The sequence below is a fragment of the Methyloversatilis discipulorum genome, from assembly GCF_000527135.1.
In the GTDB taxonomy this organism is placed as follows: Bacteria; Pseudomonadota; Gammaproteobacteria; order Burkholderiales; family Rhodocyclaceae; genus Methyloversatilis; species Methyloversatilis discipulorum.
Genome location: NZ_AZUP01000001.1, coordinates 3223227 through 3235996 on the forward strand (window position 1 = coordinate 3223227; position 12770 = coordinate 3235996).

14 protein-coding genes are annotated in these 12770 nt (G+C 68.1%); 11 read left to right on the forward strand and 3 right to left on the reverse strand.

Annotated elements, in window-relative coordinates:
• Positions 1-68 precede the first annotated feature (68 nt).
• From METFAM1_RS0115080 to METFAM1_RS0115095, 4 genes are all read left to right on the forward strand, one after another.
• Positions 69-476: a COG4315 family predicted lipoprotein gene (locus tag METFAM1_RS0115080; RefSeq protein ID WP_019916218.1), complete on the forward strand. Its 408-nt coding sequence runs from the start codon at positions 69-71 to the stop codon at positions 474-476.
• Between the two features lie 39 nt (positions 477-515).
• Positions 516-1088 carry a sigma-70 family RNA polymerase sigma factor gene (locus tag METFAM1_RS0115085; protein WP_019916219.1) on the forward strand — a complete coding sequence of 191 codons (573 nt, stop codon included), beginning with the start codon at positions 516-518 and terminating at the stop codon, positions 1086-1088.
• Complete coding sequence (locus METFAM1_RS0115090) at positions 1085-1807, forward strand: anti-sigma factor (RefSeq protein ID WP_019916220.1); 723 nt, start codon at positions 1085-1087, stop codon at positions 1805-1807. The genes METFAM1_RS0115085 and METFAM1_RS0115090 overlap by 4 nt, the downstream gene beginning before the upstream one ends.
• A gap of 147 nt (positions 1808-1954) precedes the next feature.
• Positions 1955-2452: an FxDxF family PEP-CTERM protein gene (locus tag METFAM1_RS0115095; RefSeq protein ID WP_019916221.1), complete on the forward strand. Its 498-nt coding sequence runs from the start codon at positions 1955-1957 to the stop codon at positions 2450-2452.
• 1 nt (position 2453) lies between these two features.
• On the opposite strand, the gene METFAM1_RS0115100 is transcribed toward METFAM1_RS0115095, so the two are convergent.
• Together METFAM1_RS0115100 and METFAM1_RS0115105 are read right to left on the reverse strand one after the other, a co-directional pair.
• The gene (locus METFAM1_RS0115100) at positions 2454-3314 is read right to left on the reverse strand and encodes a DUF3293 domain-containing protein (RefSeq protein WP_019916222.1); all 861 of its coding nucleotides are present in this window, start codon (positions 3312-3314) and stop codon (positions 2454-2456) included.
• A gap of 8 nt (positions 3315-3322) precedes the next feature.
• On the reverse strand, positions 3323-4945 hold the full coding sequence (locus METFAM1_RS0115105) for an ABC-F family ATPase (protein ID WP_019916223.1): 1623 nt from the start codon (positions 4943-4945) through the stop codon (positions 3323-3325).
• A gap of 132 nt (positions 4946-5077) precedes the next feature.
• On the opposite strand from METFAM1_RS0115105, the gene gshA reads away from it, so the two are divergent.
• Genes gshA through METFAM1_RS0115120 form a run of 3 tightly spaced genes read left to right on the forward strand, consistent with a single transcriptional unit; the run spans position 5078 to position 8379 of the window.
• Positions 5078-6400, forward strand: coding sequence for a glutamate--cysteine ligase (gene gshA / locus METFAM1_RS0115110; protein WP_019916224.1), 1323 nt, complete (start codon positions 5078-5080; stop codon positions 6398-6400).
• 7 nt (positions 6401-6407) lie between these two features.
• Positions 6408-7358 carry a glutathione synthase gene (gshB, locus tag METFAM1_RS0115115; protein WP_019916225.1) on the forward strand — a complete coding sequence of 317 codons (951 nt, stop codon included), beginning with the start codon at positions 6408-6410 and terminating at the stop codon, positions 7356-7358.
• Entirely contained in the window at positions 7330-8379 is a 1050-nt protein-coding gene (locus METFAM1_RS0115120) for an FAD:protein FMN transferase (RefSeq protein WP_019916227.1), read from the forward strand. Before gshB ends, METFAM1_RS0115120 begins: the two co-directional genes overlap by 29 nt.
• 25 nt (positions 8380-8404) lie before the next feature.
• On the opposite strand, the gene METFAM1_RS0115125 is transcribed toward METFAM1_RS0115120, so the two are convergent.
• On the reverse strand, positions 8405-9508 hold the full coding sequence (locus METFAM1_RS0115125; RefSeq protein ID WP_020647595.1) for a sensor domain-containing diguanylate cyclase: 1104 nt from the start codon (positions 9506-9508) through the stop codon (positions 8405-8407).
• Between the two features lie 189 nt (positions 9509-9697).
• Here METFAM1_RS0115125 and METFAM1_RS21230 point away from each other — a divergent pair, with 189 nt between their 5' ends.
• The 4 genes from METFAM1_RS21230 to tolQ all read left to right on the forward strand — a co-directional run bounded on the left by METFAM1_RS21230 (position 9698) and on the right by tolQ (position 12767).
• Complete coding sequence (locus METFAM1_RS21230) at positions 9698-9787, forward strand: DUF2256 domain-containing protein (RefSeq protein ID WP_232419883.1); 90 nt, start codon at positions 9698-9700, stop codon at positions 9785-9787.
• Complete coding sequence (locus METFAM1_RS0115135) at positions 9780-11321, forward strand: cryptochrome/photolyase family protein (protein WP_019916231.1); 1542 nt, start codon at positions 9780-9782, stop codon at positions 11319-11321. The genes METFAM1_RS21230 and METFAM1_RS0115135 overlap by 8 nt, the downstream gene beginning before the upstream one ends.
• A 325-nt stretch (positions 11322-11646) precedes the next feature.
• The gene (gene ybgC / locus METFAM1_RS0115140) at positions 11647-12093 is read left to right on the forward strand and encodes a tol-pal system-associated acyl-CoA thioesterase (protein ID WP_019916232.1); all 447 of its coding nucleotides are present in this window, start codon (positions 11647-11649) and stop codon (positions 12091-12093) included.
• Entirely contained in the window at positions 12090-12767 is a 678-nt protein-coding gene (gene tolQ / locus METFAM1_RS0115145) for a protein TolQ (protein WP_019916233.1), read from the forward strand. The genes ybgC and tolQ overlap by 4 nt, the downstream gene beginning before the upstream one ends.
• Positions 12768-12770: the final 3 nt, after the last annotated feature.

The window sequence follows — 12770 nt, forward strand, 5'->3', positions numbered from 1 at the left end:
TCCGTCCGTATATCGATCCGGACACACGATATCCGGGTGTCGAACCTCTGCAAGGAAGGAGAATCACGATGATCAGGAATGCCCTCTGTGCCGCGCTGCTGGGTGCGGTCTGCTGCGCTGTCCATGCCCAGTCTGTCGTCGGTTCGGCAGGACTGCTGACCGACGCCGCCGGCCGCGTGCTGTACACCTTCGACAAGGACAGCGACGGGAAAAGTGCCTGCTACGAGCAGTGCGCCGCGCTGTGGCCGCCCTTCGTCGCAGCGGCCGATGCGCGTGCGTCGGGCGAGCACACGCTGGTCACGCGCAGCGACGGCAGCCGGCAATGGGCGGTCCGCGGCAAGCCGCTCTATTACTACGTGGGCGACAGCGAAGCCGGACAGACCACCGGCGACGGGCGCGGCGGCGTCTGGCATGTCGTGCGCGACAGCGGCAAAGCGCCGGCCGAGGCCGGCAGCTACCGGCCGCGGGACTACTGATGGGCTGCGACCCGTCGATGAGCATGGCATCATGCGGCGATGCTCGATCCGGTCCAGCTTGAAAGGCTGCTGGCGCGCGTCGCACTGCGCGACCGGCAGGCCTTCCGTCAGCTCTACGATGCCTGCGCGCCGCAGCTGCTCGGGGTCGCGCTGCGTCTGCTGCGCCGGCGCGACCTGGCCGAAGACGTGCTGCAGGATGCCTTCACCAGCGTGTGGCACCGCGCCGACAGCTACCGTGCCGACGCGAGTCAGCCGATGACCTGGCTCACCTCGATCGTGCGCAATCGGGCACTCGACCTGCTCCGCGCGGAGTCCGTACGGCGGACCGAGTCGCTGGACGACGACGAAGACGGGCAGGGCGGTGTCGCCGCGCTGGGCGACGACCGTCCCAGCCCGCTCGGTCTGCTCGAACAGGCGGCCGACGCGCTGCATCTGCGCCGCTGCATCGACGACATCGACGGGCCGCAGCGCCAGTGTCTGGCGCTGGCCTACTACCACGGCCTGTCGCACTCGGAACTGGCGGAACACCTCGGCTCGCCGATCGGCAGCGTCAAGGTGTGGCTGCGCCGGGGCCTGGACAGGCTGCGCCGCTGCATGGAGCGGCTGACATGAAGTACGACCACCCGGAACTGCTCGACCGACTGGCTGCCGCCTATGTGTTCGGCACGCTGGGCCGGCTACCGCGGCGCCGCTTCGAACGGCTGGTGCGGTCGAGCGAAGCGGCGGCGCGCGCGCTGCGCACCTGGGAAATGCACGGTGCCGCGCTGGCGGCGGCCGTGCCGCCGGTGCAGCCCTCGCCCGCGGTGTGGGCGGAGATCGAACAGCGCACCGGCGGGGCGCCGCGTGTCAGGCCGGTGACGCAGCGGCGCTGGCGCGACTGGCTGCGCCCGGCGCTCGGCTTCGCCTTTGGCCTGCTGGTGGCCGTCGGCGTGGTGCGCGAGCAGCCGCAGTGGGTGCTGCCGTCCGACCTGCCCGAGCACGCGGTACTGCCCGCCAGCTATGTCGGTCTGATGCTGGATGCCGCCGGCAAGCCGGCCGCACTCGCGTCGTCGCGCCGGCACGGGGTGGAACTGAGCGTGAAGCTGCTGCAGCCGCTCGTCGTGCCGCAGGGTGCCCAGGCGGTGCTGTGGGCACTTCCGAAAGACGCAGCGCCCTTCCGGCTCGGCGTTTTGCGCACCGACGCCAAACAGGTGATCACGATGGCCGGCACGTCGGAAGCGCTGTTGTCCGCGGTGGGCGAACTGGCGGTGTCGATCGAGCCGGTCGGCGCCACTGCACCGCAGCCGTCGGGCGACTTCCTGCTGCGAGGTCACTGCGTGAAGCTGTGGTGATCTGACGGTTCTGCAGCAGCGACGGTGACATCCGTCACGCTGCCGGCAAGTCCTTCGTCGCCCGGCTGTCTCCGCTGAGGCCCGGGCTCCGTAGATGACGAATGAAAGCAGACGCTTTCATCCTTCATTCATCCTACGGAGTCCGTCATGAACACTTCCATCCGCACCGCACTGATCGCCGCGCTGACCGTCCTGCCCGCCGCGCACGCCAGTGCCGCCAGCGTCGATCTCGGCACTCTGGTCGCCGGCCAGTCCTTCAGCTTCGAACAGCAGCTCGGCAACTTCGCCGACAGCTTCAGCTTCACCGTCGGTGAGCCGGTCGATTTCACGCTCGATTTCTCCAACCTCGGGCTGGGGTCACGTGCCTCGTTGTCGGTGTTCCTGAACGGCAACGAAATCGTCGGCACCTTCGGCCGCAATCTCACCTTCGCGTGGGGACCTTTCACCGGCGGTGGCAGCACCTTTCCGTTCGCCACGGGCACCGAATTCCTGGTGACCGTCGATGGCGTGGACAACACGCTGGCCGACGCGAGCTACCGGCTGGGCATCACCGCAGCAGTGCCGGAACCGGCCAGCGCCGCGATGCTGCTGGCCGGGCTGGCGGCGGTCGGCGCGGTGGCGCGCAGACGGATGAAGGGGCGCTGAGTCAGTCGGCCTGCCGGCGCACGCACCAGCGCAGCTGGGCCGTGCCGCCGGCATCGCCGGTCAGCACCGCGTTCTGGCCGAAGGCGGCGCCGATGCGCAGCGCCTCTTCGGCGGTCAGGCCGGCGCACAGCAGCGAAGGTTCGGTCCAGCCGGTTTCGGTCGTGCGGTTCTCGGCGTCGAGCAGCGGCAGGCCGCGCTGCGTCAGCAACGCGCGCAGTGCAGCGTGGGCGGCGCGGTTGGCGTCGTCGTCGCTGCGTGCGGACCACGGATTGGCGGCCGCCAGCAGCGCCCACTGTGTTGCGTTCTGCGTCGCCAGCCAGCGGTCCAGCGCCGGCGAGGGCGCACCGACATGCAGTGTCGTTTCGCCGTCGGGCAGGGCCACGGCGTAGTCGGTGCCCTCGTAGGCGCCGGTCAGCGCGTCGCTGACGGCCACCGTCGGCAGGCCAAGGCGGGCCAGCAGCGTGGCGCGCCACAGCGCCGCCGGTACGCGCGGACGAGGCGCGCCGTCGCGCTGCTTCGTGCTCCACACCGAACCGGGGAAGTGGGCGTCGTCCTGCCAGCGCGCGACGACGTGCCAGTGCAGGTGCGGCACCATATTGCCGAGGCTGCCGAGGTTGATCTTTTCCGGCTGCGCGATCTCGCGCACGCAGCGCTCGACCTGCCACACCACGTGCATCAGGTGATCGCGGTCGACGTCGTTGAGGTCGGTCATTTCGCGCACGTGACCGTTCCAGATCACGCGCAGAAAGGCCGGGTGATCGGCGTCGCGCGCGTCGATCACGCGCAGGCGGTCGTCGCGCCAAAGCCAGTGATGGCCGGGCGCGTCGTCGCAGATGGGGCAGGCGTTCGGCGTATTGCTCACAGACAGGCTCAGTCGTCGATGCCTTGGCTGGCGAGGTAGTCCTCGTAGCCGCCGCGGTAATCGACGATCTCGCCGTCGCCGCGGACTTCGAGCACGCGGGTGGCCAGCGTGGACACGAACTCGCGGTCGTGCGACACGAAGAACAGCGTGCCGTCGAAAGCGTCGAGGCCGGCGTTCAGCGACTCGATCGATTCCATGTCCATGTGGTTGGTCGGTTCGTCGAGCAGCAGCACGTTGTTCCGCTGCAGCATGAGCCGGCCGAACATCATGCGGCCCTGTTCGCCGCCGGACAGCACGCGCACCGCCTTCTTCACGTCGTCGCCACCGAACAGCAGACGGCCGAGCGTGCCGCGGATCAGCGTGATCGCGTCGTCGCCCTCGTAGCCGCCCTCGCGCACATAGCCGCTGATCCAGTCGGTCAGGTTGGCGTCGCTGTCGAAATCGGCGGAGTGGTCCTGCGCGAAGTAGCCGAGGCGGGCCTTTTCCGCCCACTTGATCGAGCCGTGCTGCGGCGTCAGTTCACCGACCAGCAGCTTCAGGAAGGTGGTCTTGCCGACGCCGTTCTCGCCGATGATGGCGACGCGGTCGCCGCCGTCGAAGGTGGCGGTGAAGCCCTTCAGGATCTGCGGACCGCCGTCATAGCCGAACACGACGTTGTCCAGTTCGACCGCCTGCCGATGCAGCTTCTCCTTCGGGTCGTAGTCGAAGCGTATCCACGGGTACTGGCGCGAACTGGGCTTGAATTCCTCGATCTTGATCTTGTCGATCATCTTCAGACGCGAGGTCGCCTGCTTCGACTTCGACTTGTTGGCCGAGAAGCGGCGCACGAAGCTCTGCAGTTCGGCCACCCGTTCCTTCGCCTTCGCGTTGGCTGCCGACGCCCGCTCGCGCGCCTGCGTCGACGCCTCGATGTAGTCGTCCCAGGTGCCCGGGTAGAGGCGGATGGTGGCGTAGTCCAGGTCGGCCATGTGGGTGCACACCTGGTTCAGGAAGTGGCGGTCGTGGCTGATGATGACCATCGTGCTGTTGCGCTCGTTCAGCGTGTGTTCGAGCCAGCGGATGGTGTTGATGTCCAGGTTGTTGGTCGGTTCGTCGAGCAGCAGGATGTCCGGGTTGGCGAACAGCGCCTGGCACAGCAGCACGCGCAGCTTCCAGCCGGGGGCGACCTGGCTCATCGGGCCGTTGTGCTGTTCGGTCGGGATGCCGACGCCGAGCAGCAGTTCGCCGGCGCGCGCCTCGGCGGTGTAGCCGTCGTATTCGGCGAACTGGCCTTCCAGTTCGGCGGCACGCATGTAGTCCTCTTCGGTCGCGTCCGGATTGGCGTAGATCGCGTCCTTTTCCTTCATGCAGGTCCACATTTCGGCGTGGCCCATCATGACCACGTCGAGCACGCGCTGGTCCTCGAACGCGAACTGGTCCTGGCGCAGGAAGGCCATGCGCTCGTGCGCGTCGATCGATACGTTGCCGGCGGTCGGTTCGAGCACGCCGGCGAGGATTTTCATGAAGGTCGACTTGCCGGCACCGTTGGCGCCGATCAGGCCGTAGCGATAGCCGTCGCCGAACTTGATGCTGACGTTGTCGAAAAGCGGCTTGGCGCCGAACTGCATGGTGATGTTGGAAGCGGACAGCATGGAATTCACTAGGGTGTGGCATGCGCGGATGCGCAAGAAGCCGGGATTGTACCGGACCGGGGAGGCGACCCCGGCTGCGGGTGTAGAATCCGCGCGCCTGAACCTCATTGCGGATCGCGCCCGCTCACGCCCATGGTGCCTCACCTGACCACCGCGCTCACCGGCCCGCTGCTCGCGCTGGAGAGCCGATTTCTCGAACGCCAGACCGATATCGAACAGTGGTTCCGTTCGCAGTGGCTGGAGCACAGCCCGCCCTTCTATGCCTCGGTCGATCTGCGCAATGCCGGCTTCAAGCTGGCGCCGGTCGATACCAATCTGTTTCCGGGCGGCTTCAACAACCTGAACGCCGAGTTCCTGCCGCTGTGCGTGCAGGCGACGATGACCGCGGTCGAAAAGCTGTGCCCGGAAGCGCGCAACCTGCTGCTGGTGCCGGAAAACCATACGCGCAACCTGTTCTATCTGCGCAATGTCGCCCGGCTGGCGCAGATCCTGAAGCTGGCCGGTCTGAACGTGCGTATCGGCAGCCTGATTCCCGACCTCGCCGGCCCGACGCCGCTCGACCTCGGCGATGGCCAGACGCTGACGGTCGAACCGCTGATCCGCCTGCCCGGCGGTCGCCGCATTGGCGTCGCCGGTTTCGATCCGTGCGCCATCCTGCTCAACAACGACCTGTCGGCCGGCGTCCCCGAGCTGCTGCAGAACGTCAATGAGCAGACCTTCATCCCGCCGCTGCACGCCGGCTGGACGACGCGCCGCAAGTCGCAGCACTTCGACGCCTACAGCGAAGTCGCACGCAGCTTCTCGTCGGTCATGGACATCGATCCGTGGCTGATCGACCCGCTGTACGACGTGTGCGGCGACATCAACTTCCAGGAACGCAGCGGCGAGGAATGTCTGGCGACCCGGGTCGGTGCGCTGCTCGCCCGCATCCGCGAGAAGTACCAGCAGCACGGCGTCGATCACGAGCCCTTCGTCATCGTCAAGGCCGACGCCGGCACCTACGGCATGGGCATCATGACGGTGCGCGACCCGTCCGAGGTGGTCGGCCTGAACCGCAAGCAGCGCAACAAGATGGCGGTGGTGAAGGAGGGGCTGGAAGTCAGCTCGGTGCTGATCCAGGAAGGCGTGCCCACCTTCGAAAGCGTCGATGGCGGCGCGGCCGAACCGGTGGTCTACATGATGGACCGCTACGTCGTCGGCGGCTTCTATCGCGTGCATGGCGAGCGTGGCATCGACGAGAACCTGAATGCGCCGGGCATGCACTTCAAGCCGCTGGCTTTCGAGTCCTGCTGCTCGATGCCGGACCCGGGCTGCGCGCCGGACGCGCCGCCCAACCGCTTCTATGCCTACGGCGTGGTGGCCCGCCTCGCGCTGGTCGCGGCCAGCCTGGAACTCGAGCGCGGCCTGCCGATGAGTGCGGCGGAAGAGGCGCTCGAAGCGGAACTGAGGGGTTGAAGCGGACATGAACCTGCGCCTCGCCTTCATCGTCGATCCGCTCGACAAGCTCAAGCCGGCCAAGGATTCGAGCATCGCGATGATGCGCGAGGCGGCGCGGCGCGGTCACGAAATCTGGACCATCCAGCGCCCGAGCATGAGCCTGCACGGCGACGAGGTGATGGTGACCGCGACCCGCATCCAGCCGCAGCGCAGCGACGTGCCCTGGTACGTTGCGCTGGAGACGCAGCCGCGTGCACTGCGCGAATTCGACGCCGTGCTGATGCGTCAGGACCCGCCCTTCGACTTCGAGTACATCACCGCCACCTGGATGCTCGAGCGCGCGGCCGCCGCTGGCGTGCGCGTGTTCAACCATCCGCGCGCGATCCGCGATCACTCGGAGAAGGTGTCGATCTGCGAGTTTCCGGAGCTGATCACGCCGACGCTGGTCAGCCGCGACGTCGCCGCCATCAATGCCTTCATCGACACGCACGCCGACTGCATCCTGAAGCCGCTCGACGGCATGGGCGGTTCGCGCATCTTCCGCGTGCGCGCTGACGACGCCAACCGCAACGTCATCATCGAAACGCTGACCGAGGACGGCGCGCGCACGCTGATGGCGCAGCGCTTCATCCCGGAGATCGCGCAGGGCGACAAGCGGGTGCTGCTGATCGACGGCGAGCCGATGCCCTACTGCCTGGCACGCATCCCGAAGGCCGGCGAGACGCGCGGCAATCTGGCCGTCGGCGGTCGCGGCGTCGCCCAGCCGCTGACCGAGTCTGACCTCGCGATTGCGCGCAAGCTCGGGCCCATCCTCGCCGCGCGTGGTCTGCTGCTGGTCGGGCTGGACGTGATCGGCGACCGGCTGACCGAGATCAACGTCACCAGCCCCACCTGTTTCGTCGAGATCACCGAACAGACCGGCTTCGACGTCGCCGCCATGTTCGTCGATGCGCTCGAACGTGCGACGACGCGCTGAGCGTTTCGCCGCCGCCCTGCTGCTGCTTGCGCTGCTCGCCGGCTGTGGGGCAGGGGAGCGGATCGAGCGGCAGGAGTCCTTCGTTTTCGGCACCCGGGTCGAGGTGGTCGTGTACGGCCTCGACCGTGCGCAGGCACGCGACGCGCTGGGCGAGGTGCTGCGCGAGTTCGACCGCCTGCATCACAAACTGCACGCCTGGCAGCCGTCCGACCTGACGCGGCTGAACACCGCCTTCGCGGCCGGACAGCCGGCCGACGTCGACGCCGAAATGGCCGCGCTGCTGGTCGATGTGCAGGCGGCAGCGGCGCGTGGCGACGATCTGTTCAACCCGGCCGCCGGGGCGCTGGTCGAGGCCTGGGGCTTCCATGCCGACGAGTTCGTGCCAAGGCGGCCCGAAGCGGCACGACGCGACGCGCTGGTGGCAGCGAAACCGCGCATGGCCGATCTCGTGATTACCCCCCGGCCGGACGGCGGCGCCACGGTGTCCAGTCGCAACCCGGCGGTGCAGCTCGACCTCGGCGGCTACGGCAAGGGTTATGCGCTGGACCGCGCCGCCGCCATCCTGCGCGCGCGCGGCGTCTGTTGTGCGCTGGTCAACATCGGCGGCAACGTGATGGCGCTCGGCAGCAAGGCCGGCACGCCGTGGCGCATCGGTATCCAGCACCCGCGCAAGCCGGAGGCGCTGGCCACGGTCGAACTACACGACGGCGAGGCGATCGGCACCTCCGGCGACTACCAGCGCTTCTTCGAACTGGACGGCGAGCGCCTGTGCCACCTGATCGACCCGCGCAGCGGCGAGCCGGTGCGTCACACCCAGTCGCTGACCGTGCTGATGCCGGCAGGCCCGCACGCCGGCGCCCGTTCCGACGCCGACAGCAAGCCGCTGTTCATCGTCGGCCGCGACGGCTGGCGCGCGTTGGCGGAACGCATGGGCATCGCGATGGCGCTGCGGGTGGATGCCGACGGTTCGGTGGACATGACGCCGCAGATGGTGCAGCGCACGGCCGCGCCGGCGCGTTGAAGCCGCCCGGTCGGCAGACCGGGCCTCAGTCGCCGTGCGTGCTGGCCGGCGCCGGCCCGCATTCGACCCGGTTGCGCCCGCCGGCCTTGGCGCGGTAGAGCGCCTTGTCCGCCTGTTGCAGCAGGTGCTCGGGCGACGTGGTGGTCGAACTGCGGCTGGCTACGCCGGCGCTGATGGTGAGCACAGGCGGGCGCTCCCACGGCGCGTCGGCGACGTGCGTGCGGATGCGCTCGGCGACGGCGCGCGCGGTCGCCGGTTCGGCGCCCGGCAGCACGACCAGGAATTCCTCGCCGCCAAAGCGCGCGACGTAGTCACTGGCGCGCAGCGCCTCGCCGATCAGCCGGGCCACGCGACGCAGCACCTCGTCGCCGTGCGGGTGGCCGTAGCTGTCGTTCACGTCCTTGAAGTGATCGACGTCGATCAGGCAGACGGACAGCGGCAGTTGCAGCCTGCTGGCGAGCGCGAACTCCTCGCCCAGTCGCGCTTCACCGGCGCGGCGGTTGCCGCTGCCGGTCAGCGCGTCCACATGGACTTCGGTCGCCAGTTCATCGCAGCGCGTCTGCAACGCCTGCCGCTGGCGTTCCAGCAGTTCGTGCTGCTGGCGCAGTTCCCGCGTCAGCGCATGCAGCTGCTGTACACGCATGCGCAGGTGCAGCTGCGCCTCCGCCTGTGCCGCCAGCGCGCCCAGCTGGTCCATCTGGCGGACGTCCAGGCTGCGCGGCTTGAAATCGATCAGACAGAAGGTGCCCAGTGGCAGACCGTCCGGGTTGAGCAGGGTAATGCCGGCATAGAAGCGGATGCCCGGCTCGCCGACCACCAGCGGGTTGTCGGCAAAGCGCGGATCGCGCAGGGTGTCCTCGATCACCATGCGGCCCCGTGGCGAGACGATGGTGTGCGTGCACAGCGCGGCATCGCGCCGCGTCTCCCGCAGGCACAGTCCGTGTGCCGACTTGAACCACTGGCGGGACTCGTCGATCAGGCTTACCAGCGCCACCGGCATGTCGAACAGCTGGGCGGCCAGCGCGGTCAGCGCGTCGAAGGCAGGTTCGGGTGGCGTGTCGAGCACGCACAGGTCGCGCAAGGCCTGCAGGCGTTGCGCCTCGTCATCCGGGAAAGGGGCTGTCTTCATCAACGCTCTATCGGGCAGGTGTACGGTTCGCTTGAGTGAATTCCGGTTACGGGCGCAGCGGATGAAACCCGCAGGCGGGCAGACTGTCCAGAGGCGGGCACCAAGACCGCGAGAACGTCGATGAAGTCCCGACACAAGGGCAACAAATCCTTCCTGCCAAGCAAGCCGTGTGCGGTCTGCGGCCGCGACATGACATGGCGCCGCGCCTGGCGGAACAACTGGGCCGAGGTGAAGTACTGCTCCGAGGCCTGCCGCCGCAAAGGATGCGCAGATGACTGATGTCCGCCATCTGGTTCTGGTGCTCGGCGACCAGCTCGATCACGCGTCGGCCGCCTTCGAAGGCTTCGATCCGGCCCGCGATCGCGTGCTGATGATCGAGGCGGCGGGCGAATCGACCCATGTCTGGAGCCACAAGGCGCGCAGCGCGCTCTTCCTGTCGGCCATGCGCCACTTCGCCGACGGGCTGCGCGGCCGCGGCTGGACGGTCGATTACCGCGCGCTGGGCGACGGTGACAGCGAGGATCTGGTCGACATCCTTGCCGCCCGGCTGCGCCGCTACGCGCCGCGCAAGGTGGTGCTGGTCGAGCCGGGCGAATGGCGGCTGGAACAGGCCATCCGCGCGCTGTGCGAACGCGAGCGGGTGGTGCTCGACCAGCGCGATGACCTGCATTTCATGATCTCCCGCGCCGGCTTCGCCGACTGGGCGAAGAAGTACCGGCAGCTGCGCATGGAGTTCTTCTACCGCATGATGCGCGAACGCCACGGCGTGCTGATGGAAGGCGGCGAGCCGGCGGGCGGCCGCTGGAACTTCGACGCCGACAACCGCAGCGGCTTCGGCCGCAAGGGGCCCGGGCTGGTGCCGCCGCCGCTGCGCTTCGAGCCCGACGCGATCACCCGCGAGGTGATCGCCGAGGTCGAGGCGCGTTTCGCCGGTCATCCCGGCTCGACCGACGCCTTCGACTGGCCGGTCACGCGCGAACAGGCGCTGGCCGCGCTGTCGGACTTCGTCGAGCACCGGCTCGAACTGTTCGGCCACCACCAGGACGCGATGTGGACCGGCCAGCCCTGGCTTTGGCACGCGCGGATCAGCGCGGCGATGAATCTGAAGCTGCTGTCGCCGCGCGAAGTGATCGCCGCCGCGGTGGCCGCCTGGCGCGAGCGCGGCCTGCCGCTGCAGTCGGTCGAGGGCTTCGTGCGCCAGGTGATCGGCTGGCGCGAATTCATCCGCGGCATGTACTGGCTGGACATGCCGCGCCTGCGCGACGCCAATCACTACGGCCACGCCCGCGCGCTGCCGCGCTGGTACTGGACCGGCGACACCGGCATGAACTGCATGCGCGCCGCCATCGGCCAGACGCTGCGCCACGGCTACGCCCACCACATCCAGCGCCTGATGGTGACCGGCCAGTTCGCGCTGCTGGCGGAGATTGCCCCGCGGCAGGTCGAGGACTGGTATCTGGCGGTCTATGTCGACGCGGTCGAGTGGGTGGAACTGCCGAACGTGGCCGGCATGGCGCTGTACGCCGATGGCGGCCGCTTCACCAGCAAGCCCTACGTTGCCAGCGGTGCCTACATCCAGCGCATGAGCAACTACTGCGACGGTTGCCGCTACAGCCCGTCGGCGCGCAGCGGTGAGGCGGCCTGTCCGGTGACCGTGCTGTACTGGCATTTCCTCGACCGCCACGAGGCCGAATTCGCCGCCAACCCGCGCACCGCACTGATGGCGAAGAATCTGCAGAAGCTCGCGCCGGCCGAGCGGGCGGCGATAGGCGAGCGCGCCCGGCAGATGCTGGAGAAGCTCGACGATCTGTGAGCATGCGGCTGACAGGTCCTTCCCGCTAGGAACAGGAGTGCTCCCGGTCACGGCTCGGAGCAGGTTTCTTGCCGGACGCGCCGATCTGGCAGGGTCGGGGTTGCGTGGGAGCGAGCTTGCTCGCGATGACAACCTTGATCGGAGTTCGAGGCCCGCGGAAGCCGCATCGCGACCAGAGGTCGCTCCCACAGAAGCGCTCCATGCCGCCGTCGGGCCCGATTCCAGGGTGCAGGTCTCTCCGCCGCCAGGCTGTTACATCCCCTTTCCAAGCGAATTTGCTGCCCTGCGCAAAGCCGGGGGCGCGGGTCGGGTAAAATCCCGCGCCATGACTTCACCAGCGCAGCACGTTGCCGGCTTTTCGTGGCCGGTACGCGTCTACTACGAAGATACCGACAGCTTCGGCGTGGTGTACTACGCGAACTACTTCCGCTTTCTCGAACGAGCGCGCACCGAATGGCTGCGCGCGCTCGGTTTCGACCAGGTCGAAATGGCGGCCCAGGGCGTCGGCTTCGTCGTGCGTTCGGTGCAGGGCGAATACCTGAAACCGGCCCGCTTCAACGACATGCTCGAAGTACGCAGCCACATCGCGTCGACCACCCGTGCCGCGGTCGATTTCGTGCAGCGCCTCTACCGCGGCGACGAACTGCTGTTCGACGGCACGGTCCGTGTGGTGTCGATCGACATGGCGAAGAACCGTCCGGTATCGCTGCCCGCGGCGCTGCGTGAGCGTCTGCTTCCTTCCATCCAGCCTTCCGCCTCCACCCTCACATGAATCTTTCCGAAGACCTCTCGATCATTTCGCTCGTGATGCACGCCAGTCTGCTGGTCAAGCTGGTGATGGCGCTGCTGGTCGGCATTTCCTTCATGAGCTGGTACTGGATCTTCCGCAAGTCCTTCGCCATCCGCGCGGCCCGCCTCAGTTCGGACAAGTTCGAGCTTGAGTTCTGGTCCGGTGGCGACCTCAATGCGCTGTTCCAGAGCGCGGCCAACGACCGCCACAACGCTGGCGGCATGGAGCGCATCTTCGAGGCGGGTTACCGCGAATTCACCAAGCTGCGCGGGCGGCAGAACATCGACACCGCCACGGCCGTGGACGGCGCCCGGCGCGCGATGCGCGCCACCTACCAGCGCGAGCTGGACGAGCTGGAATCGCACACCGCCTTCCTCGCCTCGACCGGTTCGGTCAGCCCCTACATCGGTCTGTTCGGCACCGTGTGGGGGATCATGAATGCCTTCCGCGGCCTGTCCAACGTCGGTCAGGCCACGCTGGCCCAGGTGGCGCCGGGCATCGCCGAAGCGCTGGTCGCGACCGCGATCGGCCTGTTCGCCGCCATTCCCGCGGTGGTCGCCTACAACCGCTTCGCGCACGACATCGACCGCATTTCCATCCGCTGGGAGAGCTTCATGGAAGAGTTCTCCAACATCCTGCAGCGTCAGGCCCGGTAAGCC

What these genes read in the sequence shown, in the direction of transcription:
- METFAM1_RS0115080 (WP_019916218.1), top strand. Translation starts at nt 69, where the DNA reads ATGATCAGGAATGCCCTCTGTGCCGCGCTGCTGGGTGCGGTCTGCTGC.
- METFAM1_RS0115085 (WP_019916219.1), top strand. Translation starts at nt 516, where the DNA reads ATGCTCGATCCGGTCCAGCTTGAAAGGCTGCTGGCGCGCGTCGCACTG.
- METFAM1_RS0115090 (WP_019916220.1), top strand. Translation starts at nt 1,085, where the DNA reads ATGAAGTACGACCACCCGGAACTGCTCGACCGACTGGCTGCCGCCTAT.
- METFAM1_RS0115095 (WP_019916221.1), top strand. Translation starts at nt 1,955, where the DNA reads ATGAACACTTCCATCCGCACCGCACTGATCGCCGCGCTGACCGTCCTG.
- METFAM1_RS0115105 (WP_019916223.1), bottom strand. Translation starts at nt 4,945, where the DNA reads ATGCTGTCCGCTTCCAACATCACCATGCAGTTCGGCGCCAAGCCGCTT.
- gshA (WP_019916224.1), top strand. Translation starts at nt 5,078, where the DNA reads ATGGTGCCTCACCTGACCACCGCGCTCACCGGCCCGCTGCTCGCGCTG.
- gshB (WP_019916225.1), top strand. Translation starts at nt 6,408, where the DNA reads ATGAACCTGCGCCTCGCCTTCATCGTCGATCCGCTCGACAAGCTCAAG.
- METFAM1_RS0115120 (WP_019916227.1), top strand. Translation starts at nt 7,330, where the DNA reads ATGCGCTCGAACGTGCGACGACGCGCTGAGCGTTTCGCCGCCGCCCTG.
- METFAM1_RS0115125 (WP_020647595.1), bottom strand. Translation starts at nt 9,508, where the DNA reads ATGAAGACAGCCCCTTTCCCGGATGACGAGGCGCAACGCCTGCAGGCC.
- METFAM1_RS21230 (WP_232419883.1), top strand. Translation starts at nt 9,698, where the DNA reads ATGACATGGCGCCGCGCCTGGCGGAACAACTGGGCCGAGGTGAAGTAC.
- METFAM1_RS0115135 (WP_019916231.1), top strand. Translation starts at nt 9,780, where the DNA reads ATGACTGATGTCCGCCATCTGGTTCTGGTGCTCGGCGACCAGCTCGAT.
- ybgC (WP_019916232.1), top strand. Translation starts at nt 11,647, where the DNA reads ATGACTTCACCAGCGCAGCACGTTGCCGGCTTTTCGTGGCCGGTACGC.
- tolQ (WP_019916233.1), top strand. Translation starts at nt 12,090, where the DNA reads ATGAATCTTTCCGAAGACCTCTCGATCATTTCGCTCGTGATGCACGCC.